Genomic DNA, 26,135 nt, shown 5'->3' on the forward strand with positions numbered 1-26,135 from the left:
AATAAATGAGATGTACGTGGTGGTAAATTTTTAATTAGAAGGTGAAAAAATGAAGTCAAACCAAAAGAAAAAAACGAAGAAAGTGCGATGACGCTTAATCAACGAATCAGTCCAGATGTATTAGAAAAATTAAAGCAAACGTCAAAAGCGTTAAAGGACGAAGAAGCAAAAAAACAAGCAGAAGCAAGGGAGCAAGAAAGACAACGAAGACTTGAAAAGGAAAAAAATAAATCGTTTGAGGACCTTCTAAATGAAAGTACCCTTGACTGGAAAAGCTATAAATAAGAATTTGTAAAAGGCTCTTTTCTAAAACATTGCTCCTGCGGTTACTCGTCGCACAAAAAAACTTGTTGCTTTTTAACCTAAATTTATTGAAAAAATATTTTTATAGAGATATCACTCAATAATTTGCGTAAGAAAAGAGCAATATTTACTAAATAAGTAGTGAAATTCTTATATGTACTTAAGTAACAAACTTTGTGAAAACAGCCTTGTGCAACGAACAACTCATAGAAAGAGGTAGTACAGTTGAAAAATAAATTAACAATCGGAGCGTTTATTATTGTAGTAATTATTTATTTTTTATTTGTTAGACCAGCTTTATTGCAATTCGGTTAAGTACAACATTGAGACTGGAGCTTTTTGTTGCAGTCTCAAAGTCATCTAGTGGTCAAAGGTGTTCACGATTCCTAATTAGTTTGTTTTAATACTTTCATAGACTTTTAGTTTACTTATGGTAAAATAATAGAAAAGTATAAAGTAAGGGGCGTTTACATATGCGACTTTGGTTTACCAAACTTTCGGTAGTCTTAATTACTTTTATGACGTTTGGAATGTTTATCCCGCCAACCTACTTAGATGCTGAAGCATCCGACCAAGAAGTACAAGTAAATGATCGGGAAAAACAATCATTAGAAAATCACTTTACTAACCAGTCTTCTGTACAGGAACTTACAGGAGATCAAATAAATGTTCATGAGCAATTTATTTCCTACGTTTCACAACAAGCTAAGTTTCAGTCGCTAGAAAAATTTGGCCCAAAAAATTGCGAGTGCAGTAAGCGATGAGTTTTTAAATGTAATACTTCCAAAGATTGAGGAGGTTATTCGTGATCTAGCACTAGAAACTCCTGAGGAAGAAATAGCTACCTTTGAAGTTACTGAAAAGCCGACAAGTGGTTATGGCGAAAAGATTTTTCACATTTTTAATCAACAAACTGGGGAAGATGTTGCCCGTTTTCATGTTCGTAGGGTAAACCATCCGCGAGAGGGCCATTCTTTTAATTTTCATTATCATTTAGTTCAAGATCAATTTGAACAACATCATGATTTAGGTGATATTTTCTGGGCCAAAAACACCCCACCTAAATGGATGTCATAATATGTAACTTTATCCTAAATAAAAACGCCTATATTTTTAGAGTCATCTAAAAATATAGGCGTTTTCTTTAATTATATAGTAAACAATGTGGCTTTATGGTTAGTAATTCAATAAATAATCAAGATATCTGCGTTTAAAACCTTCAAATGTGATGCCCCCGAGAGCAAGTTATATCCTATCATTTCTAACTTATAGTAAGAGCAACATTTTTTTAGAAGGTTGTTTTTGTAAACTTTATGGCTTTTAGGTCGTCTTTTGAGAATAAATAAGCTTTTTGGGACAAATTTATTTGTCCCAATGGCTTATTTATTCTCAAAAGCTTCACGCAAAGCGTGAAGAACCAAGCATTCGCTTGGTTACGACCTAAAAGCTAATAGCAACAATCTTTTAGAAAAGAGCATTTAAGAAAATGAAACTAAAAAAAGGTGAAAAACTAGATAATCACGTTAAATTTTTGCTTTTGAACAAAAATAGAGATGGGAGTTTGATCCAACATCTCGCCATCGGCTTGAACAAGGACAGAGTCATTAGAAGATATCTCTATTACTTGTCCTTTTTCTGTCGATACTGAGCGGTGAAGTGTATGTTTGCCTAAGAAAACCAATGGGAAAAACATTAAAATTTCCAATTTTGATAAAGAATGAGCGATGCAAAGATTTAAAGTCCCGTCAGTGTTATCAGCCTCGGGACAGATTTTTAGACCTCCACCATAGTAAGGTGTATTAGCAATAGCAATTAACCAAACATTAGAAAATGTCTTCTTTTTCCCATCGATCGTAATGACCATGTCTTTAGGTGTATAGGAAAATACGCCCTTCAGAACCCCAACAACATAAGCAAGGTTACCTAACTTTATGTAGTTGAGCCATTGTTTGATCTTGACTGGTTTACTAATTGTGCGACATTTGCATCGAACCCAACGCCAACTACGGTCGCGCATGAATGGTTGTTGACTTTTAGTAAATCAATGTGTTGTAATTTTCCTTCTAGTATCTTTAATAGTGCTAGATGGCTATTTTTTGGAATGTTTAATGCTCTTGCAAAATCATTCCCAGAACCTGCCGGGATCACACCGAGCGGAATTGCGGTATTCTCAATATACTTTAGTGCATGGTGAATGGTACCATCCCCTCCAACAACAACTAAAGCTTTTGTATCTATAGAATTGATGTCTAGATTAAACTCTAACATTTCTTCAGGCTTTGTGATAAAGTAGGATTTATATTGAATATCCCATTTGTCTAATAGAGGCAAAACCTTTTTCCAAACCTTCGTTCCTTTTCCGGAGTGGTTATTAATGATAAATAAATACAATTGATCACCTATTTTCTAGTACATGGTACATGGTTAAGTTACTATAGTTTATAGTATACTATGAGTTGAGATATGTAGAAATAGAAAGGAATCTAAAAAGTATGAAACAGTGGCTAATTTTAAGTTCAGTAGTTTTGCTTTTTTTGCTAGTTTGGGGAACAATTTTCTACGAACTGATCGTTTCATCTAACTCAAAATCGTATACCAGGGATGAAGAAATTGCTGCAGAGATTCTCTCAGTCACTAGTCCAGAAAATTTGGTTGAGTTGGTTGAAGAAGAAATACCAGAAGTTCTCGAAGAAAGTAATGTAATAGAATTTACTAGAGAACAAACGGAATTAAATAAATTAATGAAACCTCGTTTAAAAGAAGGCATCGATTACGGTGAAGGAATTTCGATTGATGATTTGCTTCAAAGTTTTGGTGTTTTGGCGAATAAATAAATAATTAAAATTTAAAACTATAATGTAGAATATATGATACGGTTCAGGTATACTAGTGAAGTAAGAAATTAAGTAAATATCTAAAATAATATTTACTATGGGGGGTACAACATATGTTAACAAACATCGGGATTCCAGGCTTAGTTTTAATTCTTGTTATAGCATTGATTATCTTCGGTCCAAAGAAGTTACCAGAGTTAGGGAAAGCAGTTGGACAGACATTAAGAGAATTTAAGTCATCGACTCGTGAACTAACTAATGATGTTATGGAAGAGTTTGAAGACGAAAAACCAAAATCAAAAGCTAAGAAATAATTATATACCTATATAATCTTAGAAAAAATATAAGAATGAAGATGTGAGATATGTTTTAATCCGTCTTACATCTTTTTACGTTAGGTAGAAGAACAAAGTCGTATACTACAAAGACCTTCTTTAGATTTTAAGGAGACAACTTTCCTTTTGTTACCTGAGATCTTTTGTAGGCCAAGCTGTTCTAAACATTGTTTTAAGGAGCTGTGAAGCATGACCGATCAAAGTATGAATCTCCTTGATCACCTAGATGAATTAAGAAAACGAATCATAATCGTTTTGGGAGCATTTATTGTCTTTTTATAGCCAGCTTTGTATTTGTCCGAGATATATATGATTGGTTTGTCAAAGATTTGGACATGCCACTTACGGTTTTAGGACCAATGGACATTATTTATGTCTATTTTTTACTTGCAGGTGTCATTGCCATTGCCTTAACAATCCCTGTGATTATCTTTCAAATATGGTTATTTATTAAACCTGCATTAACGAAAAGGGAGCAAGTGGTAACGTTAACCTATATTCCAGCATCTTTATTGTTATTTGTGGGTGGTTTGTCTTTCGGATATTTTGTCGTTCTACCATTAGTTCTTAACTTCCTCTTTGGTTTAGGGGGAGAAATGTTTACGATGATGTTTACGACCGACAAATATTTCCAATTTGTGCTTCGTATGACAATTCCATTTAGTATCCTTTTTGAGATGCCATTAGTGGTAATGTTCCTAACAAGTCTAGGAATAGTCACTCCTAGAGGAATGCAAAAAAATCGAAAATATGCGTTCTTTTTTATTGTCGTTATTTCGGTATTAATTTCACCGCCTGATTTTATTTCAGATGTATTAGTCATTATTCCATTAGTTTTCTTATACGAAGTAAGTATTGTTTTATCAACAATTGTATACCGTAAGAAGTTAAAGCGAGAGCAGAGACTAACACAAGAAGATGAATAATAACGAAGCAGCGAAACCCTTTGGGTTCGCTGCTTTTTTTAGCTTAGGAAGTTCAACCATTTTTAGTACTAGATGTCTAGCGACTTGTTCTTTTTTCTATTTGTGACAAATTTCCGAATAGAATGATTACTGTGCTGAAAGTCATAGAATTTTCCATTTTTCCTTGATACTGTTAGTAATGTATACCTATTCTTTCTAATTAAGGGAGGGAAATGGAAATGAGTTTTGAGAAAACCATCTTTGAGGCTGCACTTGAAAAAGGAGTTTCGCGAAGGGATTTTTTGAAAGCGTGTACAGCGTTAACAGCCGTACTAGGTTTAGATTATTCTCAAACTAGTAATGTTGTTCAAGCGATGGAAACGAGCAAAAGAGTACCGGTTATTTGGCTTCAACTTATGGATTGTACTGGATGTTCTGAATCATTTATTCGTTCATCACATCCAAGGACCGAGAATGTATTGCTAGATATGATTTCACTAGAATACAGTGAAGTCCTTTCAGCTGCTGCTGGAGACCAAATTGAAGAAAACAGAGAGAAGATTATGAAAGAGTTTAGCGGAGAATACATCTTAGCTGTTGAAGGAAACGTTACAGACGCTGAATTTCTAACTGTTGCTGGGCATTCTGCGCTTAAAACATTACAGGAAACCGCGAAACATGCGAAAGCAGTAATTGCCTATGGAAGTTGTGCGGCTTGGGGGGGGATTGCTGCTGCTAAGCCAAATCCTACAAACGCAAGAGCTGTAAGTGATGTTATTAAGGTGTTCCAGTTATGAACGTGCCAGGATGTCCGCCAATTGCAGAAGTCATGACGGGGGTGATTGCTCATGTAATCACATTTGGTAGATTACCAGAGTTAGATAGTAAAGGTAGACCAAAAGCGTTTTATAAATTAAGAATCCATGATAAATGTAATCGTAGAGCATACTTTGATGCAGGTCTATTTGTTGAGTCTTTTGATGATGAAGGAGCAAAAATTGGTTATTGCTTGTATAAAGTCGGCTGTCAAGGCCCTACGACATATAACTCATGTGCCGAAATGCGTTGGAATGGAGGAGTGAGTTACCCCATTCAATCAGGAAACCCATGTATTGGTTGCTCAGAAAAAGACTTCTGGGATGAGGGACCATTCTTTACGCGTCGTACAAAAGTTCCTGGAACAAAAACGGCTGTAGATCCAATGATAGTTGGTAAATACGCAACGGGAGCTACAGTTGCAGGAATTGCTGCCCATGGAACAGTAACCGCATTAAAAAAGAAACATGATGAAAAAAAATCGCCAAATAATACTGAGGTGAATAATAATGACTGAGCGTATCGTTGTAGATCCCGTAACTAGAATAGAAGGGCATTTACGTATAGAAGCCGATATAAAAGATGGTGTAATTGAAAACGCTTACAGTTCTGGTACAGGAATTCGCGGTCTTGAGCAAATTGTTACAGGGCGAGACCCAAGAGATGTATGGGCATTTGTTCAGCGTATCTGTGGTGTGTGTACAACAACTCATGCCTTAGCATCTGTACGTGCAGTTGAGGACGCCCTTGATATTCAAATTCCGAGAAATGCCCAGCTTATTCGGGAAATCATGAATGAGACTCAATTTGTTCATGACCATGTCGTCCATTTTTATCACCTCCATGCGTTAGATTGGGTGGACGTTGTAAGTGCTTTAAGTGCAGATCCAGCAGAGACTAGTAAAATAGCTCAGTCAATCTCTGATTGGTCAAAATCCTCACCAGGGTACTTTAGAGAAGTTCAACAAAAGGTACAAAAGATTGTTGACAGTGGTCAGTTAGGGATTTTCGCAAACGGTTATTGGGGTCATGAAGCTTACAAACTACCACCGGAAGTAAACTTACTAGCGGTTGCTCATTATTTAGAAGCACTAAATTGGCAAAAGGATATCGTCAAAATTCACACGATTTTAGGTGGGAAAAATCCACATCCTCACTATTTAGTCGGAGGTATGGCAACACCAATTGATATCAATGGTGATAATGCGATTAATGCCTCACAGCTAATGCAAATTTCACAATTAATTGACGATGCCATGGAATTTGTAAATAAAGTGTATATTCCGGATTTATTAGCAATAGGTTCATTTTATAAAGACTGGCTTCACGGTGGTGGGATTCAAAACTTTATGAGTTTTGGTGATTTCTCTACGGGAGATGTTCGCGATATTGATCTATATAGAATGCCACGGGGAATTATCATCGATGGAAACTTAAAGCAGGTTCTCGACGTTGACCCTAAAGATCCTAAACAAATTAGAGAATATATCGATCATTCATGGTATACGTATAATGGCAAAGATGGTGGTGGAAAGCATCCATGGGATGGTGAGACGACACTAAAGTATAGTGGTCCACAAGCACCTTTTAAACAACTTAATACAGATGAGAAATATACTTGGGTAAAAGCGCCTCGCTGGGAAGAAAAACCAATGGAAGTTGGTCCTCTAGCAAGAATTATGGTTGGCTATGCTAAAGGACAGCCAGAAATCGTTGAGATTGTTGATGCTACGCTTAACAAGTTAGATGTACCAATAACAGCATTGCAATCAGCTCTTGGGAGAACAGTGGCAAGAGGTCTAGAAACGGCTCTTATCGTTAAATGGTTAAGAAACGACATGGATGAGCTTATTAGCAATATAAAAAATGGCGACCAAGTAACTTTTAATAGTGAGAAATGGGAGCCAAACTCTTGGCCAAAAGAAACTAAAGGTGTTGGCTGGATGGAGGCACCTCGTGGCGCTTTAGGACACTGGATTAGAATAGAAAATCAAAAAACAAGCAACTATCAAGCTGTCGTTCCAACAACATGGTTAGCTTCACCAAAAGATCATTTAGGTCAGATTGGCCCTTATGAAGCTGCTCTCAAAGGAACACCAGTAGCAAATTCTAGTCAACCATTAGAGATTTTACGGATTATTCATTCGTTTGACCCTTGTTTGGCATGCGCTGTCCATTTAACTGATTTAGAAAACAATCAGACTACTGAAATTCAAGTAGGTTAAGGGGGGGAAGGTAATGGCCGTTCCCGTAAAAAATAATTCAGCAGCTGAGAAAGTGATGAGCAAGGAATATGAAAAAAAATTAAAGAAGGTTTATGTTTGGGAACTCCCTGTGCGGATTTTTCATTGGGTGAACGCTGCTGCAATTCTAATCTTATTAATCACTGGATTTTACATTGCACAGCCGTTTGTATCACCTACCGTGCACACAAATGCCACACCGTCAGTTTTAATGTCATTCATGCGTAATGTTCACTTTTATACGGCTTTTATATTTACAATTACGTTAATTTTTCGTTTTTATTGGACTTTCAAAGGAAATAAGTATGCTAGGTCTTATCCGCATAAAAAAGAATTTTGGACGGGTGTCTTTGAAGTGCTTAAGTATTATTTATTTTTACCAAATAAGAAAAAGCATTATATCGGCCACAATCCAATGGCGGAGTTTAGTTATTGGATTTTCGTTGTATTTGGCTCAATAGTCATAACGTTTACGGGTTATTATCTTTTATTTGAACCAACGCCGCATACCTGGTATGCTGCACTTTTTGCTTGGGTTCCTGCAGTCTTGGGAGATAGTATGTCTGTACGTGCAGTTCATCATTGGGTAGCGTGGGGCTTCGTTATTTTTACAATTATTCATATTTACATGGCTTTTCGTGATGATTGGCTTGGAAAAAACGGCTCCATGTCAAGTATTTTCACAGGATATAAGACGGAAGAAGTAGATGATGAAGATGAACGCTAATATTAGTACTGAAGGTGAAAATATGACTTGTAAGCTAGAAAAAAAGACAAAAAAAATAACGATTTTAGGAATTGGCAACACCCTCTATTCAGATGAGGGTGTTGGTGTTCATATTTTATCAATCCTGCGAGAAATGTTTAAAGATTGCAAGGAAGATGAGTTGGAAATTATTGAGGGAGCAACAGATGGGATGAAACTACTGGGTCCAGTGGAGGACACAGAATATTTGATCATTCTTGATGCTATTAATGCAGGGAAAGCACCAGGAACAATCATAACTATTAAGAATGATGATATACCTGCCTTCTTTGGAGTGAAAATGTCTGTCCACCAAGTGGGTTTTCAAGAAGTTCTTTTTGCAGCGAGAATTAGAGAATGTTTACCTGAAGAAATGATTATGTTTGGGATACAGCCTGAATCTCTTGAACTTGGTCTTGATTTAACTAGTACTGTTAATGATAAGTTACAAAACTTAGCAGGGATGATAAAGGACCAAGTGGATACTTGGAGGGAGAAGTTTGAATAGGCTTCAATTTCTTACGGAATTGAGAAAGAGTCTCCTAAAGACTACGCAGGAAATTAGTTTACCAATCATTACTGACGAGCTTGAAAAATTTGATGAATTGGCAAATCAAATCGTTGGGGTAAAATGGGTAAAACTTGACGGGATTACAGCAACTTCTTTACAAAGTATTCAAGAATTTTTTACTAACAATAAATCGATTTTGTTGGTTAGTAAGGGTGGACAGTTAAAGGCGTATGGGAAGATGTGTCTTAATTGTCAGTCATTAACCCAATGGATATCGTATGAGAATAAAATGAAATGCTCTAATTGTGACAAAACATTAGATGTTATTTCTGAAACTGGGGACCTAACCTGTAAACGTTATTACACCAAAGAGAAAAACGGAGAGTGGTTTATTGGAGTGTAGGTCCCTTCTCTTTTTTTACATTTTTAGGGTAAACATTGCTTTTGGAAACGTTTTTCGTGATGTTTTGTCGCTTAGTATGATACAAATAATCTTTCAAAAAGGCTGTTTTCGTAAACTTTGTTGCTTTTAGGTCGTCTTTTGATATAAATACGCTTTTTGGGACAAATTCATTTGTCCCAATGGATTATTTATTCTCAAATGCTTCACGCAAAGTGTGAAGAACCAAGCATTCGCATGGTTACGACCTAAAAGCTAATGGCAACAATTTTTTAGAAAAGAGCGTTCTAAAATGAGATAACAGCATTTTAAAAATTGATAAAGGAAGATTGCTATGCATGAGATGGCTTTAATGGGTGATATTCTAAATATCATTCAAAACGATATTCAAAAACGTAACTTGTCAAAGGTGACCAAAATTGAACTAATTGTCGGTGATATTAGCAATGCTTTGCCTGACGCGTTAGAAATGGCTTTTTCGATCTATAAAACTCAGTCAATTTCCTTCTTGGACAAGGAAACAACCCTAGTTATCCACCGCGAAAAGGCATTAGCCAAATGTTATATCTGTAGTGAGGAATATGTCCCTGATCAGAAGCTAGCAATCTGCCCGAGTTGTAAAATTCCAAGTGGAAACCTAATATCTGGAGAAACATTTAAAGTATATTCATATGAGGGGTGTTCGTAATAATGAAGGTTACATTAAATCAAGATGTCTTAACTGATAATAATTCTGCAGCTGCTTTTTTACGAGAACAATTTCAACAAAGCAAAACGTTAGTTATTAATGTCATGAGTTCACCCGGGGCAGGAAAAACAACGCTTTTAGAAAAAACAATTGCTGAATTAAGTCAGGATTATCGAATTGGTGTTATTGAAGGAGACCTAGCAACAGAAATTGATGCAGACCGTATTCGTGCTGCAGGTGCTAAAGCTGTACAAATAAACACAAATGGTGGCTGTCACCTCGATGCTAGAATGGTAGCAAAAGCCATTCCCGAATTTGACCTTTCAGAAATTGATATCTTATTTATCGAAAACGTCGGAAACCTTGTATGTCCTTCAGGTTATGACCTTGGCCAACAGCATAAAATTGCCGTTTTAAGTGTTCCTGAAGGCAATGATAAAATCCCTAAATATCCTGTTATGTTTCGCCGAACTGAACTAGTTCTTATAAATAAAATAGATTTATTGCCATACTTGAATTTTAATGTTGAACTAGCCGAAGAAGATTTAAAAGGAATTAACCCTGTTTCTAAACTACTTAAAGTATCTGCAACAACTTGCGAAGGAATGGATCATTGGTTTAATTGGATCAGAGAAGCCTATGGAAAACTATAAAGCTACCAAGATTACTATCATAGGAAGGGTACAAGGTGTGGGCTTTAGACCATTCATTTTTTCAATAGCAGATAGATATGAGATTTTTGGGACTGTTCAAAATAATATGGATGGCGTCAAAATATTTGCAGAAGGAAAAGGATCTTCACTTCACTCATTTATTGATGAAATAAAAAATCACCCACCACGTATTTCAAGAATAGATCAGGTAACGGTTGAAGAAATTGAAGTGCAGGGCTTCAATACTTTTACGATTATTGAGAGTGACCGAAGTGGTAAATCTTCACTTGTAATTCCAGTTGATACAGCCGTATGTCCGGAATGTTTAGAGGAAATGGCAGACCCTGCTAACTTCCGCTATCAGTACCCGTTTATTAACTGTACGCAATGTGGTCCAAGATACACGATTATTAGAGAACTTCCTTATGACCGTCCTTTTACGACAATGAAGGAATTTCAAATGTGTGAGAACTGTCAAAAAGAGTACGATGACCCAACGAACAGAAGACATCACGCTCAACCAATTGCCTGCCCCACATGTGGTCCGATTTACGAATTAACGTCTATTCATGGAGAAAAGATAGACAAAGGGCTGCAAGCGATTCTTGAAACAAAAAAACATATAAAAGACGGAAAAATCGTGGCCATAAAAGGTATTGGGGGCTATCACTTAGCTTGTGATGCTACCAATGAATACGCAGTATCTAGACTAAGGAAAAGAAAAAATCGTCCCAATCGCCCGCTAGCTGTTATGGCTGCGAGCATTACTGCAATTGAGAGAATTGCATCTTTATCGCAAGGGGAGATTGAACTTCTACATTCACCTGAGGCCCCAATCGTTATTGCTAAGAAAAAAATGACGTGCCTATTGCTCAGGTAGTTGCTCCAGGTATGAATACGGTAGGTTTGTTTTTACCATATACACCATTACACAATTTATTGTTTTCAGATCAACAGCTTGAGTACTTGATCTTGACAAGTGCCAATCCATCGGGGTTACCGATTCTTTATAGAGATGATGAGGCATATAGTTATTTAGAGGGGATTGCTGATTTTGTTTTGAGTTCAAACCGCAAAATTGACCACCCCATTGACGATTCCGTAGTGCAGCTAGTAAATGGAGAACCTCAATTTTTCCGCAGGGCTCGGGGCTATGTTCCTGATCCAATCTTTACAGCGCATGAGGTTAATGGAGTGATTGCTTTAGGGCCCCAGCAGAAAAATACATTTGCTATTGGTAGATTTGATCAGATTTTTATCGGTCCGCATATAGGCGATATGGAAACGATCGAGGTAACTGAACATTACATGAACGAGTTTCGTCACCTCATGAAATGGATGGGTGTAAGTATAGAAGCAGTAGCAGTTGATAAACATCCTCTCTATGAAACTGGAAAACTAGCATTAGAGCTTGATTGTCCAACTATTATTCCCGTACAACATCACCACGCTCACCATGTAGCCTGTATGGAAGATAACCACCTGAAAGAGCCTTGTTTCGGTATTATTCTTGATGGTACGGGTTATGGCCTTGACGGGAATATTTGGGGGTTTGAGCTACTCTATGGAAATCCAAATTCATTTGAGAGACTTGGACATTTATCATACCACCACTTACCTGGTGGAGAAAAGGCCGTCAAAGAGCCTTGGCGAAATGCAGTTGGGTTCTTGCTTTCACAATTTGGTATGAAAGTTGGAAAAGAGCTTTCTAATAAACTTTTTGTTAATAAGACGAAAGAAATCGACGTTATTTCCACCATGGTAGACAAAGGAATGAATAGTCCATTAGCAGGTACTTGTGGAAGGCTATTTGATGTAGTTAGTGCGATCACAGGAGTTTCCCATATATCTACTTATGACGGGGAAGCGGCGATCCGTTTTTCAGAGTTGGTCGATGTGAATGATGCGGGTGATGAGTATTATCCATATGAGCTAACTAAGAAAGCAGGGATTATTGAGATTTCAGTAAAAAAAATGATATTAAAGATTATAAAGGAAGTTGAGGCAGGTAAGGAAGTTAAACAAATAGCACTAAAATTCCATGAAACAATTGTACAAATGTGTCTTTCCTTGATTTTAGTGGCTGCTCAAACCAAGCCAAGTTTAACGAAAAAAGTAGTACTGTCAGGGGGAAGCTTCCATAATCGCTACCTTGCGACAAGACTTATGAGTCTGCTAAAAGAGCATGGGTTTCAAGTTTTTACACATAAAAATGTGCCATGTAATGACGGTGGAATTTCGCTAGGTCAAATAATTATTGCAGCAGAGAAATACAAACAGATGAGGAGGGAAATGAAAAATGTGTGTTGGAGTTCCAGCTAAGATAATTGAAAAACAAGAGTATTCAGCGGTTGTTGATGTCATGGGTTCACAAATGACTGTAGGAATTATTTTTGTTCCAGAGGTAAAACTTGGGGACTATGTGATTGTTCATGCTGGTCAAGCAATGTCGATCGTTGATGAAGATTATGCTCATGCCAGCTTAGAAGAATGGAGGAAAATAGCGGATGCTAGAAACTCTTAAACAATTTTCTAACCCTGAAATAAGTAAGATTTTATTAGAGAAAATCTATGAAGTTGCAGATAGATATAAAAATAAATTTGGAAAAGAGCCAGCGCTTATGGAAGTGTGTGGTTCTCATACCATGGCTGTGGCCAAGACAGGTGTAAAAAAACTACTAACCAACCATGTAAAACTGATTTCTGGACCAGGCTGTCCAGTTTGTGTGACAGACCAAAAATCAATTGACGCGATGATCGAGCTTTCAGAAGGCGAAAATCGGATTATCTGTTCATTTGGTGATATGATTCGTGTTCCTGGGACGAAAAGGACATTAATGGACGCAAAAACAGATGGAAAAGACATTCGAATTGTTTATTCTCCTGTCGATGCAGTTAAAGTTGCGAAAGAGAATCCCAATAAAGAGGTTGTATTTTTAGGAATTGGCTTTGAAACGACAATCCCTGTTTTAGCGGTCGCTTTAAAAATGGCCGACGAAGAAAATATCTCTAATTTCTCCATGTGGGTAACAACGAAGCTGGTTGAACCAATTCTACGTAAACTCCTAAATGAGGGGGAAGTTCATGTTGATGGTTTTCTACTTCCGGGTCACGTTTCAATTGTTTTAGGGAAAGACCACTATCAATACTTAGCTGATGAATACCGTGTTCCAGGTGTGATTTGTGGATTTGAACCAGTACAGCTTCTTGCTGGTATTTATCAAACCATCAAGTTGTTGCTAAATGAAACCCCAGAAATCATTAATGCCCATAGGCACGTGGTTCGTGACAAAGGTAATCCTCAGGCTCAAAAGCTTATGGAGACCTATTTTGAGCTATCTCATGAAGCGTGGCGAGGAATAGGTGTTATTGAAAATAGTGGCTTGGATATAAAAAAAGAGTACCAACATCTAAATGCGAAATTGCGCTTTCCTGTTAAAATAAGCGAACCGAAAAAAACAAAGTGTCGGTGTGGTGAGGTAATCCGTGGGTTAATTCAGCCGGAACAATGTAGTTTATTTGCAAAAGCTTGTACTCCCACAAATCCAATTGGCCCCTGCATGGTTTCAGGTGAAGGCAGCTGCGCGGCTTCTTACCAATATATGAGGGAGGATTAAAATGACAGAGAAAATAAGTTTAGCCCATGGTGATGGTGGCGAGTTAGCGCATCGTTTAATTCAGGACGTCTTTGTTGCAGCCTTTAAGCATCATGATCATGCACAGTTAGATGCCGCATTATTACATGTCTCCTCAAAGAAACTGGCGGTATCAACTGATAGTTTTGTGATTAAACCAGTCTTTTTCCCAGGAGGAAATATTGGAAAGTTAGCTGTAGCAGGAACGGTAAATGATATTGCTGTTAGTGGTGCCACCCCCTTGTACTTGACAGTAGGGTTTATCCTTGAGGAAGGCTTTTTATATAAAGACTTACGAGAGATCGTTACAGCAATGGCAATTGAAGCAAAAAAGGCAAACGTGAAAATTGTTGCTGGGGACACCAAGGTTGTTGAACGAGGTAGCGTTGATGGGATATTTATTAATACTACAGGAATAGGAGTCGTAACGGATGAATCGTCACTTCCCAGAAAGATTGAGGAAGGAGACTCTGTGATTATTAGCGGGACGATTGGTGATCACGGAGTAGCGATTTTAAGTGCGAGAGGCGAATTAGGTTTACTAACAGAATTAAAAAGTGACTGCGCTTCTTTGAATGCATTAACGGTGGATATCCTGAACTCCTCTACGAAAGTAAAGATTATGAGAGATCCAACTAGAGGAGGAGTTGCGACTACTTTGGTTGAGATTTGTGAAGACTTTCAAGTAGCCATGGAGCTTTTTGAAGACGCTTTACCAATTAAGCCAGAAGTAGAAGGTGCCTGTGATATTTTAGGGCTTGAACCATTATACTTGGCGAATGAGGGGAAGTTACTAGTTATTGTAGCTAAAGAAGACGAAGCAAAGGTGTTAGAAGTAATGAAAAGGCATGAGCTTGGAAAGAACGCCACATCTATTGGTCAGGTAGTAGCCGAAGGCCAAGGGAAATTATTCTTGAAGATGACCTTAGGAAGCCGCCGCCGTTTAAATCGTTTAACAGGTATACAACTACCTAGAATTTGCTAGAAAACTAGTTGAATTGTTGAACGTATCATAAGAAATTTTTGATCCGGTTAAAATGTGAACAAGATAAGAACATCGCTTTTTTCTTCAGATAATGTACTAAATGTGTCACAGTTTATTGGCAAAAAATAACGTATAGTTAGTAATACAGATGTTGATATTACTTCTTCCCATAGATCCTAGAATAAGGAGTGAAGCTGATCTATGAACGTTATTTTGTATAGTATGAAGTCAGTTTTTTTCGCATTAATTGTAGCATATCTCAGTTTCATTGGGACCTTGTTTGGTCATTCAATTTCGCTATTTCTTGGTTTAGGAAAATCACAAACCAATTTTTTAGATAGTATTTCTGGTGTCTTGCCTTATATCATTGTCATTACGTTTCTAGCAATTGTGATCGGTGAGTTGTTTAAAATGCTAAATCAAACTATTATAGAGAGATTTATTACAATATTTGCTTATCATTATTTTTTCTTTTATGCTTTACCTTTGTTTGATAAGTTTGCTCGTGGTAGTGAGTTTTCGTATTCCTACGAATTGGTAAGAGGGATCCTTCCAGCTTTCTTTTTTTCCTTATTAGTAACCTTATTTTGGAAGCCTGGAATAGTTGGTGCTTCCTTTCAAAAAGAGTTGAAGAACTATCTTAAATCGATATGTATTAGAAAATGGCTCAAGAGGTTATTTGTTGGGTGGAGCATGTTCGTACCTATCGTTTTCTTTACGAATTGGTTAATTTCACCTTTTTTAGAGCTATATAATACTACAGCTATTCAGAATGTTCCGAAGGTCATTATTATGAGTATTTTTGTGAGTATATTTTTTGTATTAACGATCTTACCAATCTTCATTAGGTGGCGTGATACGAAAACTTCGCTTTTATATTGGGTGGGTTTTCCAATTTTCATACAAACTGCGGTTTTTCCAGCGCTTGTGGAGTTTTGGCTTCCTATCGGCGTACGTTTCCCGTATTTCATCCAATACATGGTGATTTCATTTATGTTGGCAATCATTTATGTTCATTTATTATACGTCCCTAAGGCGAATGAAGTCATTGATGATCAATTTAAATGGATGTATTAAATTTGTAAACGAAATGAGGTGGGGTAGACAAATCCATTTGTCCGCCCACCTCATTTTAGTTTAGCGTAACGGTCAATAGATTAATTGAAAAGTATAAGCAGTTTAACGGTATGAAGAGTAACGTAAGTAAGGTTCGCAGCTACATATAGCTTGATTAAGGTAATTATGAAATAGACTCAATTATGAAGTTTTTTTCACATTTGCGAAACGAAAATGTGATTTTAGTCACATTTTACTTCTAGGTGAGCCGTTACAATAAAATTAGGCTGTTAATATTTTCATGAAAAGTGAATAAAAAGGGGGCTTTATCTTAAATGAAAGGACTCGGGATCCTCAGAACAATCATAGGTGGTTTTGCTGCATATGAATTGCTTAAACTTATGAAAGCAGGAAGTAAGCAAGTGTTGAGACCTCCAGGTGCTAGCGATGAAGACGAATTTCTAGCTTTATGTACGCGATGTGGAAAGTGTAACCAAGCCTGTCCCTACAAATCCATAAATATGGGGAACAGTACGATGGGTTTAGGACTTGGTACACCATTTATCGATGCAAGAGAATCACCTTGTTGGCTTTGTGAAGATTTCCCTTGTTTTGAAGCTTGTCCGACAACTGCGTTACGTGATATTGAAAAACGTACCGATGTGGATATGGGTGTTGCAGTTATCGATAAGGATGTCTGTATCGCATACCAGGGGATGCGTTGTGAAGTATGCTACCGAGAATGCCCTCTTATAGATGAAGCTATTAAACTTGATATTTACTTAAAACCAGACGACAACATCCATGCGATTTTTGGTCCAGTAATCGATCCGGAAAAATGTGTAGGTTGTGGAATTTGTGTTCACAAATGTGTCGTTGATAATCCAGTTGCCATTAGAATACAGCCACGTGAGGCAGGTGGATTGCTATGAAAAAATGGTTGATTGCTAGAAAGTTAGTTCAGTTTTTTATTATTTTATTATTTTTATCCCCATTATTTTTAGTTGAAGTTGCTGGAACCAACTTTTTTTACGGAACACTATCCTCCTCTGAAATCTTTGGCATACAGCTCTCAGATCCACTAGGGGCTTTAAGTGTAACGTTAGCATCTAAGAAAATTGTCTGGGGGTTTTTAGGGTCAGCATTGATTGTCTTTCTTTTTTACCTAGTGATAAGTGGGAGAGTATTTTGTAGTTGGGTTTGCCCGGTTAACACTTTACTAGAATTGACAGACTCGTTGAGAAAGCGCTTTAAAAAATTACCAGATGTACAATTTAACTTAAATATAAAAATTCAAATAGCAGTATTAGTTTTAGTTTTATCATTTTTCATTGGTGTACCGATCTTTGAAATCATTTCTCCAATCGGAAATACACTTAGGAATTTATTGTTCGTATGGGGAATAGGAAGTTTTATTCTTTTAGCCATTGTCTTGTTTGATTTTTTTGTTTCAAAACGTGGCTGGTGTCGTTACTTTTGTCCAGTCGGTGGCTTTTATTCAAGTATAGGTAAAGCTGGACAATTAAGGGTGAAGATAGACAACGAAAAATGTGTTAGTTGTATGCAGTGTAAAAAAGTCTGTTTTTCACATCCGTCAATTTTAGACCCAGCGATTAATGGTGACAAAACATACGTAACATCAGGTGATTGTAGCTTATGTGGCGCTTGCATTGATGCATGTTCCCACGAAGCTTTATCAATCGGTCTTAGACCGTATAGACAAAAAGAGTACCAAATTGAGATCACAAATGAGGTTAAGGGGGAAAAATTATAATGGAATTAACTCGTAGAAGCTTGCTAAAAGCTGCGGCAATATCATCAGCGATGATTGCAGCAGGATGTGCCAGCAAAGAAGTCGCTACACCAGAACCAAAAGAACCAGAAAAAGACCCAGTACAATCAATTGAACCCGATGAGTGGAAAACTTCGGTTTGCCGCTATTGCGGAACCGGTTGTGGGGTGTTAGTGGGAGTAAAAGATAAAAAAGTAATCGCTGTAAAAGGTGACCCTGACAATCGTTCAAGTCGTGGTTTAAATTGTATTAAAGGATACTACTTAGGAAAAATTCTATTCGGAAAAGATCGCTTAACAAAACCGTTAATCCGTGAAGATAACAGCAAAAAAGGAACAATGGACGGGTTTCGCGAAGCATCATGGGAAGAAGCACTTGACTTAGTTGCTAGCAAAATCAAAGAAGCACATGATACTGATCCTAATTCGATTGCCTTTTGGGGTTCAGGACAACAAACAATTCATGAAGGTTATGCGTCTGTAAAGCTCTGGAAAGTTGGTTTACAAAACAATAATATTGATCCTAATGCAAGACTTTGTATGGCAAGTGCTGTAACTGGATTTATGTCAACATTCCAATCAGATGAGCCAATGGGTTGTTATGATGATTTAGACATGGCAGACGTTTTTGTTACGTGGGGAGCCAATATGGCAGAAATGCATCCAGTTTTGTACTCACGCTTAACAGCTAGAAAGCTTTCAGATCCGAATGTAAAACACTATGATTTAACAACCTATCATACTCGTACTTCTGAAACAGCAGACAAAGTGATGGTTTTTAGACCACAAACAGACTTAGCGATTGCAAACTGTATCATCAACTATTTAATTGAAACTGATTCCTATGATAAGCAGTTTGTTGAAGAGCACTGCCAATTTAAAGCAGGGCAAGAAAATTTAGGTCATTCAATTGATGATGACTATGACAAGAGTGAAGTTGGTCAAAAAGTAAATGACTCTTGGCCAATTACATTTGATGAATTTAAAGAAATGGTTTCTGTATATACATTTGATTATGTTTCTGAACTTTCGGGAGTACCGGCTGAAGACCTTGAAGCATTAGCGAAAGAATTTGCTGATCCTAACAAAAAAATCATGTCAACATGGACAATGGGGGTTAATCAGCATACGCGTGGAACATGGATGAACAACTTAATTTACGATGTTCATTTATTATCAGGGAAGATAAGTCAACCAGGAAGTGGACCATTTTCATTAACAGGTCAGCCTAGTGCTTGTGGAACAGCTCGTGAAGTTGGAGTATTTGCCCACCGTTTACCGGCAGATTTAGTTGTAAACAATCCGGAACATCGACGTTTTAGTGAAATGATTTGGAATTTACCAGAAGGTTATCTAGATTCAATTGAAAAGCCAGGTCTGCATACCATCGCAATGTTTAGACAGCTTGGGCTTGGGAATGTAAAGTTCCTTTGGAGTATGTCAAACAACTGGGGCCAAACATTACCGAAAACAAACCGCTTCCGCGGGATTGATACGGACGGTAAAGGAGTTATTGACGGCTTTATCGTAGTTTCTGAAGTTTACCCAACCCGTTCTACAGAAATGGCGAATGTTGTTTTTCCAGCTGCTATGTGGGTGGAAAGAGAAGGGATGTTCGGTAATGCTGAACGCCGAAATTCAATTTTTGAAAAATGTCAAGAACCACCTGGAGAGGCGAAGTGGGATCTTTGGGCAATGGTTCAAGTGGCGAAACGCGTGCTTGAAGGTAAGAAAATTGGCGAGCATGATGCCTTTGATGTTGTCTTTGGAAAATATGGTCCAGACATTTGGGACTATGAAAAGAATGATTTAATTGATGAGCATGAAGTATGTGTACGTATGTTCGAGGAATATCGATTATTTTCTGCGCCACATCTTCATAAAGATCCGGCTGTTCAAGAGCTTGGATATAAATTGAAGACGAGTGCCAAGGAATTAGGGCCATACGAGGAATATTTAAAGCAGCATGGGATGCGCTGGCCTGTTCGCGAAGTGAATGGTGAATGGTTAGAAACGAAATGGCGCTACGCACATGGTGATCAAAAAGAAGGTTTCGATCAAGTGGGTGTGGAGACGTTTGGTGAAGTAGGAAAATATAAGGATATTAGCTTCTATAAATCTACTGACAAACGACCAACTATTTTCTTTAGACCATTTGAAGATGCAGCCGAAATTCCAGATGAAGAGTATCCATTCTGGTTATGTACAGGACGTGTTTTAGAGCACTGGCACAGTGGTTCAATGACACGACGCGTTCCTGAACTCCATCGTGCAGTACCTGAGGCTTTATGTGAAATTCACCCAGATGATGCGGCGGCAATCGGAATTAAGGATATGGATTGGATTATCGTAAGATCGCGTCGTGGTGAGACAAGAGTAAAGGCAACGACAACAGGTCGTGGAAAACCACCAAAAGGACTAGTGTTTGTTCCATTCTTTGCTGAAGAAACAATGATAAACGATACGACACTTGATGCTTATTGCCCAATTTCAAAAGAGCCAGATTACAAAAAATGTGCTGTTCAAATCATTAAGGCATAAGGAGGGGGGACAAACATGAAAAAACAAAACTACTTTCTATTTGCAGTCTCATTAGGGATATTCATTTTTGCGATCGTCGTAGGTGTCGCTCTCTTCAATGACTCAGCGAGTGAAAAAGCGGCAACACAAAAGCAAGAACCAAAACAAGAACAAACGGCCAAGCAACCAGCAAAAGTGGTCGAAATTCCACAGTTGAATCAAGAAAGAGCGGAAGCGGCAACAATGGTATTGATTTCAGCCCCAACCTTACAACCTGTTGACCATGCCGGAAGATGGAATCCAAAAACAAAAGGCGAGAGCTGTTTAGTTTGTCACGAGCAAGCGGAGGCTATGGGGGCAAGAGTTATACCGATCGACCATTTTGTTGATCAAGAACGTAGCAAAGGGATTTTTGGACCAAGATATGTTTGCGTTACTTGTCATGGATTGGATACAGGTGAAACAAAAGCAGCATTTAATGATTAATACGACTATCTAAATACGGAGGTGTAAGCATGGTCATTTCAGGATTTATGCTAATCACAGTAAAAGGAAAAACAGATGCAGTAGTAGAGCAACTAAAGAAGCTTCCTGGCATAGAAGTTCATCATATTGAGCAGGAGGTTAAAGTGATATTAACACTTGAAGCTCCTTCAGTTGATGAAAGCTATCGTATTGGTGAAGCATTTAAAGAAATTGATGGGATCGTCTCGATCTGCCTTGCTTACACAAACTTCGAAGATGATGAAGCGATGCAACATCAATCAACGGGTATTCAGCAATGATTGAAAAGTTGAACCGTAGACAATATTTAAAGGAAAATGTTCGCTCGTCCTTTCAATTTCTAGGGTCAATTATCGGGGCTACCATTGAGCAAGAACGAAATTATATACGCCCACCTGGTGCAGGGAATGAACTACTGTTTCTTGCTACTTGCACCCGTTGTGGCGTTTGTGCAGATGTTTGTCCAACGTCAACCATCAATTTGTTTTCAGTCGATTATGGGGCGAAGCTAGCTGGAACTCCTTTTATCAATCCAAATGAATCACCCTGTACTTTTTGTGATAAATGTATGACAAATTGCCCTACAGGGGCGTTGGATCAGATTGAACCTGATGAAAAACTAGGTGTCGCAGAAATTTTTGAATTCAATTGTTTAGCGTTTAAGGGAACAATGTGTGATTACTGTGTTCGAGCATGTCCTTTAGGAAAAGATGCTTTAACAGTAATCAATGGTAAACCTCAGGTGATTGAGAGTAATTGTAATGGCTGTGGGCAGTGCGTTGCTGCTTGTATCCAGACCTATAAAGGAATATATGTAAAAGCACGAGAAGTATGAAAAAATGGCTGTTGAGAATGTCTCAACAGCCATTTTTTTATTGGCATTTAGACCGTAGCATGTAGTGATGTAGAATTCAGAATGTAGAATGTAGAATGAGTTTGGAGATAAGCTTCGGTGAACTGCTTAAACCATTCTAAATTCTGATTTATCTTTTATCGTTGTTTTGTTTACCAGCTTGTCCAGCCTCGACATAAGGCTCTCTAGCAAACTCCTCAGTAGGTGAGTTTCCTAGTGGGCTAACATGGGCACCATGCTTGTTTTTTCCTTCTTTTCTTGGATTACTTTTACGCTTTGTCATATAATCAGCTCCTATCTATTTCAATCGGTCATTCATTGGTTAGTATCTTCTTTTTTTTGGTTTCTATTATGTTTAATAAGATACATATAACACTTCCACTAAATATGTCTCTATGTTATTGTTACAATGATACTTATTGTTACGGAGATGGGAAAATGTTAGAAAAAGAACTAGCAACACCTTTATCAATATTAAAAAAATATTATGGTTACAACAGCTTTCGGAAAAATCAACAAGAAATCATCACTGCTTTGCTGCAAAGAAATGATTCTCTATGTATCATGCCAACTGGGGGCGGTAAATCAATTTGTTATCAAGTCCCAGCCTTGCTTTTTGAAGGGATAACAGTGGTAATTAGTCCGTTGATTTCTTTAATGAAAGATCAAGTAGACACATTAAATAATATTGGTGTCCCTGCTATCTATTTGAATAGTACGGTGTCACAAGCTGAACAAGCACATATCATGGACGACATTAAAATCGGCTCATATAAACTTATTTATGTTTCACCAGAGCGGCTAGACTCACCACATTTTTTACACTTTCTACAGCAATTACCTATTGATTTAATAGCTGTTGATGAAGCTCACTGTATTTCGCAGTGGGGGCACGATTTTCGCCCTAGTTACGCAAAGATTGGCCAACTAATGCAACAGCTATCTCCAAGACCTGTGATTGCGGCATTTACTGCAACAGCGACAAAAACAGTAGCTGAGGATATTAAGAAAGGTCTGAGACTTCATTCGCCATTAGACTTTATTTCGGGTTATGAACGAGAAAATCTAGCCTTTTCAGTAGTGAAAACAGGGAATAAAAAGAAATATTTGCTCGAATTCATTCAACGGCTTCAAGGTGAAAGTGGCGTTATCTATACTGCCACTAGGAAAGATGTTGAAGACCTACAACTTTATTTAGCGAAAAATGGGATTGAAGCTGTAACATATCATGGTGGAATGTCGGAAAAAGTTCGTAATGACCATCAAGAGAGATTTATCTTCGATGATGAAAAAATTATCATTGCCACTAATGCTTTTGGGATGGGGATCGACAAGTCAAACGTACGCTATGTACTTCATTACCAATTGCCGAAAAGCATGGAAGCCTACTATCAAGAAGCAGGACGAGCTGGAAGAGATGGTGAGGCTAGCGAGTGTGTCCTCCTTTTTACTAGTAAAGATGTTCAAACACAAAAATATTTAATTGAACAATCAACATCTTTAGGAGAACGTAAGGACCATGAATACCTAAAACTTCAAGCAATGGTTGATTATTGTCATACAACGAAATGCTTGCAAACATTTATTGTCCATTATTTTGGAGATGAAGCGAACAAGGACTGTGGGAAATGTTCCAACTGTAAATCCGACTTAGAAGAGGTAGATGTGACTACTGAAGCCTTAAAAATTTTTTCGTGTATCGTAAGGATGAAGGAGCGTTTTGGAGTTACACTCATAGCACAGGTTCTTAAGGGTTCAAATAACAAACGCATTAAGGATCTAGGTTTAACGACTTTGACAACATATGGAATTATGAAGGAAAAGACCGAAAAGGCGATTAGTGAACTTACGCAGTTATTCATTGCTGAAGGGTATTTAACCTTGACAACTGGTCAATATCCTACAGTGAAACTTACCGAAAAAGCGTTGGCTGTACTTAAAAATGGTGAAAAAGTATTCCAAAAGATAAAACCGGTAAAACAGGAAGAGCCAGTACATTCGGAGTTATTTGAAAAGCTTCGCGAGCTGCGAAAGAAAATAGCAGAAACCGAAAAGCTTCCACCGTATATTATTTTTTCTGATGTTACCCTAAAAGAAATGTGCAAATACTATCCACAGACGAAAGCAGAAATGCTTGAAATCAAGGGAGTAGGGGAAATGAAGTTTGAGAAATACGGGGATGTTTTTTTGACGATCATTAGCTCATTTTGCCAAGAAAATAACGTAACAGCCTCTGCAGAACCACAGAAAAAGCAAACAGAAAAAGCCAAAGATGATCCGAGTTATTTAACGACTTTACAACTTTTTCGTGAAGGAAAAGAAATTAGTGAAATCTCAGCAATTAGAGGATTGAAAGAAACGACTGTTGAGCAGCATCTTATTCAGGCAGCAGTTGAAGGTGTTGAACTGGAATGGCAAAGAGTACTACCAAATTCGTACCAACAGTTAATTATAGAAGCTAAAGAGGCGATTGGTGGAGAGAAGCTAAAGCCATTAAAAGAGGCTTTACCCGAGGAAATTAGTTACTTTCATATTAAGCTCGCGTTGTGTATTTAATTGAGATTGAAAAAGCTGTATTGATATGAAAAAGCAAGAGGTAGACAAGTTGTCTCCCTCTTGCTTTTTATTTTAGAATAAGTTCTCTAGTTGTAATCTTTTCAATTTCTTTAATAATTAAAGCAATTGATTGAGGGTCGTGACTGTCATAAGTTTCAATATCTAGTCTTAAAACTGGACAAACGGTAAACTCATTTACCCAATTATGATAACGCTCGTAAAGGTCTTCCCAGAATTTTGTCGGAGTATCTATTTCCATTTTTCGTCCCCGGCGATGAACGCGCTCAATAATTTTATCTAGTGAGCCATCTAAATAAATTAACACATCAGGTTTTGGAAAATATGGAGATAATGTCATAGCTTCGAATAGTGAGCTATATGTTTCGAAGTCACGGTCGTTAATGTTACCTTGATCATATTGGAGCTTTGCGAAAATACCTACATCCTCATATATACTACGATCCTGAACATAGCCATAACCGCTTTCAAACATTGCTTTTTGCTGTTTAAATCTTTCAGCTAAAAAATAAATTTGTAAATGGAAAGACCACTGTTTGAAATTAGCATAGTAATCTTCTAGATATGGATTCCCGTCGACTTTTTCATAGGATGCTTTAAAATTTAAGGCATTGGCTAAATTTCTTGTTAAAGTTGATTTTCCAACTCCCACCGTACCAGCCAAAGTAATCAAAGCATTACTTTTGATTGTTGTATCAATCATGTTTTTCAACTCCAATAATAGTTATTTTACACAAAGTTGTTCATCTATTTCTGCGATTATCGCTTTAAGATCAGCTTTATTTTTTATAAAATCGATTTGGTCTCCATCAAATGATAGAACAGGAACATTTGGATGGTCACTAATAAACTTTTCCATGAATTGATCATAGTCTTTGGTAAGCTGAAGTAAATATGCTGGATCAATATTTTTTTCGATGTCTCTACCACGTAAAGAGATCCTCTCTAACAACGTATCTAAACTAGCCTTTAAATAAATAATTAAATTTGGCTCGGGCATGTTAGCAGTTAGTATGTAGTAGATTTGCTTGTATTTATCGTACTGCTCAAACTGCAACGTTCGCTCGGCGAAAATTTGGTTTTTAAAAATGTGGTAGTCTGCAACGACAGGGTTATTTTTAGCTAAATGATATTTTTGGATATCCTCAAGTTGCTTATATCGATTACAAAGAAAAAACATTTCTGTTTGGAAGCTCCACTCATTAATATCTTTATAAAAATTCCCTAGAAACGGATTTTCTTCAACGATCTCATTTAACAGTGTATATTGATAATATTCGGCAATTTCTCTTGCTAACGAAGATTTACCAACACCGATCGGACCTTCTACAGCGATAAATGGTACTGTTTTCAACATTTTTCCTCCTTGTTCAACAACAATAGACAACGTTATTTTATCATAGAGGTCATGTTTCTGGTAGACATAAATCGATTTTTACAATTTTTGTTTGAATTTTTTAGGTATACTTCAAGTTGAAATGGTAAAAATAGGAACAGTATCTATAGGGAAGGAGGGATGAATAGGTGGAGATTGATATGAGTGTTGACCAAGTTATTAGCTCAATTAATCAATTACATACGAGTGGTGAAGGCTTAGCTAAGAAAAAAATCAAGAAGACGCATCCAGAGTTAATGAGAAGTGCTCTTCATTACTTCCCAAGTTGGGATCATGCAATTAAAGAAAGCGGTATCGAATAAAAAAGGATAAGAGCAAAAGGACTCTCACGGTTTTTTGCTCTTATCCTTTTTGTATTTCGTAGGAAATGATGGTAGTGTTACCAAAT

30 protein-coding genes and 2 pseudogenes are annotated in these 26,135 nt (G+C 37.3%); 27 read left to right on the forward strand and 5 right to left on the reverse strand.

Annotated features, from left to right (window positions below):
- Positions 1-87 precede the first annotated feature (87 nt).
- The 3 genes from H1D32_RS15630 (at position 88) to H1D32_RS15640 (ending at position 1,380) form a co-directional block, all read left to right on the forward strand.
- A complete protein-coding gene (locus H1D32_RS15630; protein ID WP_261179203.1) occupies positions 88-285 on the forward strand; it encodes a YqkE family protein in 198 nt (65 codons plus the stop codon).
- A 491-nt stretch (positions 286-776) separates the two neighbouring features.
- Positions 777-1,067 (forward strand): hypothetical protein, encoded by a 291-nt coding sequence (locus H1D32_RS15635; RefSeq protein WP_261179204.1) that lies wholly within the window; start codon positions 777-779, stop codon positions 1,065-1,067.
- Positions 1,033-1,380 (forward strand): YpjP family protein, encoded by a 348-nt coding sequence (locus tag H1D32_RS15640; RefSeq protein WP_261179205.1) that lies wholly within the window; start codon positions 1,033-1,035, stop codon positions 1,378-1,380. The genes H1D32_RS15635 and H1D32_RS15640 overlap by 35 nt, the downstream gene beginning before the upstream one ends.
- Positions 1,381-1,813: 433 nt before the next feature.
- Here H1D32_RS15640 and H1D32_RS15645 read toward each other — a convergent pair whose 3' ends face one another.
- Entirely contained in the window at positions 1,814-2,320 is a 507-nt protein-coding gene (locus H1D32_RS15645) for a diacylglycerol/lipid kinase family protein (protein ID WP_261179206.1), read from the reverse strand.
- Positions 2,233-2,694, reverse strand: a complete 462-nt coding sequence (locus H1D32_RS15650; protein WP_261179207.1) for a diacylglycerol/lipid kinase family protein — start codon at positions 2,692-2,694, stop codon at positions 2,233-2,235. The genes H1D32_RS15645 and H1D32_RS15650 overlap by 88 nt, the downstream gene beginning before the upstream one ends.
- 101 nt (positions 2,695-2,795) lie before the next feature.
- Here H1D32_RS15650 and H1D32_RS15655 point away from each other — a divergent pair, with 101 nt between their 5' ends.
- The 22 genes and pseudogenes from H1D32_RS15655 to H1D32_RS15755 all read left to right on the forward strand — a co-directional run bounded on the left by H1D32_RS15655 (position 2,796) and on the right by H1D32_RS15755 (position 21,759).
- On the forward strand, positions 2,796-3,137 hold the full coding sequence (locus tag H1D32_RS15655) for a hypothetical protein (RefSeq protein ID WP_261179208.1): 342 nt from the start codon (positions 2,796-2,798) through the stop codon (positions 3,135-3,137).
- A gap of 113 nt (positions 3,138-3,250) precedes the next feature.
- The gene (locus H1D32_RS15660) at positions 3,251-3,451 is read left to right on the forward strand and encodes a twin-arginine translocase TatA/TatE family subunit (protein WP_261179209.1); all 201 of its coding nucleotides are present in this window, start codon (positions 3,251-3,253) and stop codon (positions 3,449-3,451) included.
- Positions 3,452-3,661: 210 nt separating this feature from the next.
- Positions 3,662-4,398, forward strand: a pseudogene (gene tatC, locus H1D32_RS15665) (twin-arginine translocase subunit TatC).
- Positions 4,399-4,616: 218 nt separating this feature from the next.
- Positions 4,617-5,710, forward strand: a pseudogene (locus H1D32_RS15670) (hydrogenase small subunit).
- On the forward strand, positions 5,703-7,418 hold the full coding sequence (locus H1D32_RS15675; RefSeq protein WP_261179210.1) for a nickel-dependent hydrogenase large subunit: 1,716 nt from the start codon (positions 5,703-5,705) through the stop codon (positions 7,416-7,418). The pseudogene H1D32_RS15670 and the gene H1D32_RS15675 overlap by 8 nt, the downstream one beginning before the upstream one ends.
- A gap of 13 nt (positions 7,419-7,431) precedes the next feature.
- On the forward strand, positions 7,432-8,163 hold the full coding sequence (gene cybH, locus H1D32_RS15680; RefSeq protein WP_261179211.1) for a Ni/Fe-hydrogenase, b-type cytochrome subunit: 732 nt from the start codon (positions 7,432-7,434) through the stop codon (positions 8,161-8,163).
- Positions 8,144-8,689, forward strand: a complete 546-nt coding sequence (locus tag H1D32_RS15685; RefSeq protein ID WP_396126214.1) for a HyaD/HybD family hydrogenase maturation endopeptidase — start codon at positions 8,144-8,146, stop codon at positions 8,687-8,689. The genes cybH and H1D32_RS15685 overlap by 20 nt, the downstream gene beginning before the upstream one ends.
- The gene (locus H1D32_RS15690; RefSeq protein WP_261179212.1) at positions 8,682-9,095 is read left to right on the forward strand and encodes a hypothetical protein; all 414 of its coding nucleotides are present in this window, start codon (positions 8,682-8,684) and stop codon (positions 9,093-9,095) included. The genes H1D32_RS15685 and H1D32_RS15690 overlap by 8 nt, the downstream gene beginning before the upstream one ends.
- A gap of 331 nt (positions 9,096-9,426) precedes the next feature.
- The gene (locus tag H1D32_RS15695) at positions 9,427-9,780 is read left to right on the forward strand and encodes a hydrogenase maturation nickel metallochaperone HypA/HybF (protein WP_261179213.1); all 354 of its coding nucleotides are present in this window, start codon (positions 9,427-9,429) and stop codon (positions 9,778-9,780) included.
- Between the two features lie 2 nt (positions 9,781-9,782).
- Positions 9,783-10,433, forward strand: coding sequence for a hydrogenase nickel incorporation protein HypB (gene hypB, locus H1D32_RS15700; RefSeq protein ID WP_261179214.1), 651 nt, complete (start codon positions 9,783-9,785; stop codon positions 10,431-10,433).
- Positions 10,420-11,313 carry an acylphosphatase gene (locus H1D32_RS25035; protein WP_314733421.1) on the forward strand — a complete coding sequence of 298 codons (894 nt, stop codon included), beginning with the start codon at positions 10,420-10,422 and terminating at the stop codon, positions 11,311-11,313. The genes hypB and H1D32_RS25035 overlap by 14 nt, the downstream gene beginning before the upstream one ends.
- On the forward strand, positions 11,295-12,755 hold the full coding sequence (locus H1D32_RS25040; RefSeq protein WP_314733422.1) for a Kae1-like domain-containing protein: 1,461 nt from the start codon (positions 11,295-11,297) through the stop codon (positions 12,753-12,755). Before H1D32_RS25035 ends, H1D32_RS25040 begins: the two co-directional genes overlap by 19 nt.
- Positions 12,733-12,957: a HypC/HybG/HupF family hydrogenase formation chaperone gene (locus H1D32_RS15710; RefSeq protein WP_261179215.1), complete on the forward strand. Its 225-nt coding sequence runs from the start codon at positions 12,733-12,735 to the stop codon at positions 12,955-12,957. Before H1D32_RS25040 ends, H1D32_RS15710 begins: the two co-directional genes overlap by 23 nt.
- Positions 12,941-14,050 (forward strand): hydrogenase formation protein HypD, encoded by a 1,110-nt coding sequence (gene hypD, locus H1D32_RS15715; RefSeq protein WP_261179216.1) that lies wholly within the window; start codon positions 12,941-12,943, stop codon positions 14,048-14,050. The genes H1D32_RS15710 and hypD overlap by 17 nt, the downstream gene beginning before the upstream one ends.
- Position 14,051: 1 nt before the next feature.
- Positions 14,052-15,053 (forward strand): hydrogenase expression/formation protein HypE, encoded by a 1,002-nt coding sequence (gene hypE, locus H1D32_RS15720; protein WP_261179217.1) that lies wholly within the window; start codon positions 14,052-14,054, stop codon positions 15,051-15,053.
- Positions 15,054-15,254: 201 nt separating this feature from the next.
- Complete coding sequence (locus H1D32_RS15725) at positions 15,255-16,130, forward strand: hypothetical protein (RefSeq protein ID WP_261179218.1); 876 nt, start codon at positions 15,255-15,257, stop codon at positions 16,128-16,130.
- A gap of 314 nt (positions 16,131-16,444) precedes the next feature.
- The gene (locus H1D32_RS15730; RefSeq protein WP_261179219.1) at positions 16,445-17,041 is read left to right on the forward strand and encodes a 4Fe-4S dicluster domain-containing protein; all 597 of its coding nucleotides are present in this window, start codon (positions 16,445-16,447) and stop codon (positions 17,039-17,041) included.
- Entirely contained in the window at positions 17,038-17,883 is an 846-nt protein-coding gene (gene napH, locus H1D32_RS15735) for a quinol dehydrogenase ferredoxin subunit NapH (protein ID WP_261179220.1), read from the forward strand. The genes H1D32_RS15730 and napH overlap by 4 nt, the downstream gene beginning before the upstream one ends.
- Positions 17,883-20,441 carry a nitrate reductase catalytic subunit NapA gene (gene napA / locus H1D32_RS15740; protein WP_261179221.1) on the forward strand — a complete coding sequence of 853 codons (2,559 nt, stop codon included), beginning with the start codon at positions 17,883-17,885 and terminating at the stop codon, positions 20,439-20,441. Before napH ends, napA begins: the two co-directional genes overlap by 1 nt.
- 15 nt (positions 20,442-20,456) lie before the next feature.
- A complete protein-coding gene (locus H1D32_RS15745; RefSeq protein WP_261179222.1) occupies positions 20,457-20,906 on the forward strand; it encodes a nitrate reductase cytochrome c-type subunit in 450 nt (149 codons plus the stop codon).
- Positions 20,907-20,935: 29 nt separating this feature from the next.
- Positions 20,936-21,205, forward strand: a complete 270-nt coding sequence (locus H1D32_RS15750) for a chaperone NapD (protein WP_261179223.1) — start codon at positions 20,936-20,938, stop codon at positions 21,203-21,205.
- On the forward strand, positions 21,202-21,759 hold the full coding sequence (locus H1D32_RS15755) for a 4Fe-4S dicluster domain-containing protein (RefSeq protein ID WP_261179224.1): 558 nt from the start codon (positions 21,202-21,204) through the stop codon (positions 21,757-21,759). Before H1D32_RS15750 ends, H1D32_RS15755 begins: the two co-directional genes overlap by 4 nt.
- Positions 21,760-21,907: 148 nt before the next feature.
- Here the strand turns inward: H1D32_RS15755 and H1D32_RS15760 are convergent, their stop codons facing one another.
- Positions 21,908-22,060, reverse strand: a complete 153-nt coding sequence (locus tag H1D32_RS15760; RefSeq protein ID WP_261179225.1) for a hypothetical protein — start codon at positions 22,058-22,060, stop codon at positions 21,908-21,910.
- 155 nt (positions 22,061-22,215) lie between these two features.
- Here H1D32_RS15760 and recQ point away from each other — a divergent pair, with 155 nt between their 5' ends.
- Positions 22,216-24,333 carry a DNA helicase RecQ gene (recQ, locus tag H1D32_RS15765; RefSeq protein WP_261179226.1) on the forward strand — a complete coding sequence of 706 codons (2,118 nt, stop codon included), beginning with the start codon at positions 22,216-22,218 and terminating at the stop codon, positions 24,331-24,333.
- 67 nt (positions 24,334-24,400) lie between these two features.
- Here recQ and H1D32_RS15770 read toward each other — a convergent pair whose 3' ends face one another.
- Complete coding sequence (locus H1D32_RS15770; RefSeq protein WP_261179227.1) at positions 24,401-25,054, reverse strand: deoxynucleoside kinase; 654 nt, start codon at positions 25,052-25,054, stop codon at positions 24,401-24,403.
- A 21-nt stretch (positions 25,055-25,075) separates the two neighbouring features.
- Positions 25,076-25,705: a deoxynucleoside kinase gene (locus H1D32_RS15775; protein ID WP_261179283.1), complete on the reverse strand. Its 630-nt coding sequence runs from the start codon at positions 25,703-25,705 to the stop codon at positions 25,076-25,078.
- A gap of 170 nt (positions 25,706-25,875) precedes the next feature.
- On the opposite strand from H1D32_RS15775, the gene H1D32_RS15780 reads away from it, so the two are divergent.
- Positions 25,876-26,049 (forward strand): hypothetical protein, encoded by a 174-nt coding sequence (locus H1D32_RS15780; protein WP_261179228.1) that lies wholly within the window; start codon positions 25,876-25,878, stop codon positions 26,047-26,049.
- Positions 26,050-26,135 lie beyond the last annotated feature (86 nt).

It is taken from the genome of Anaerobacillus sp. CMMVII (assembly GCF_025377685.1).
Classification (GTDB): Bacteria; Bacillota; Bacilli; order Bacillales; family Anaerobacillaceae; genus Anaerobacillus.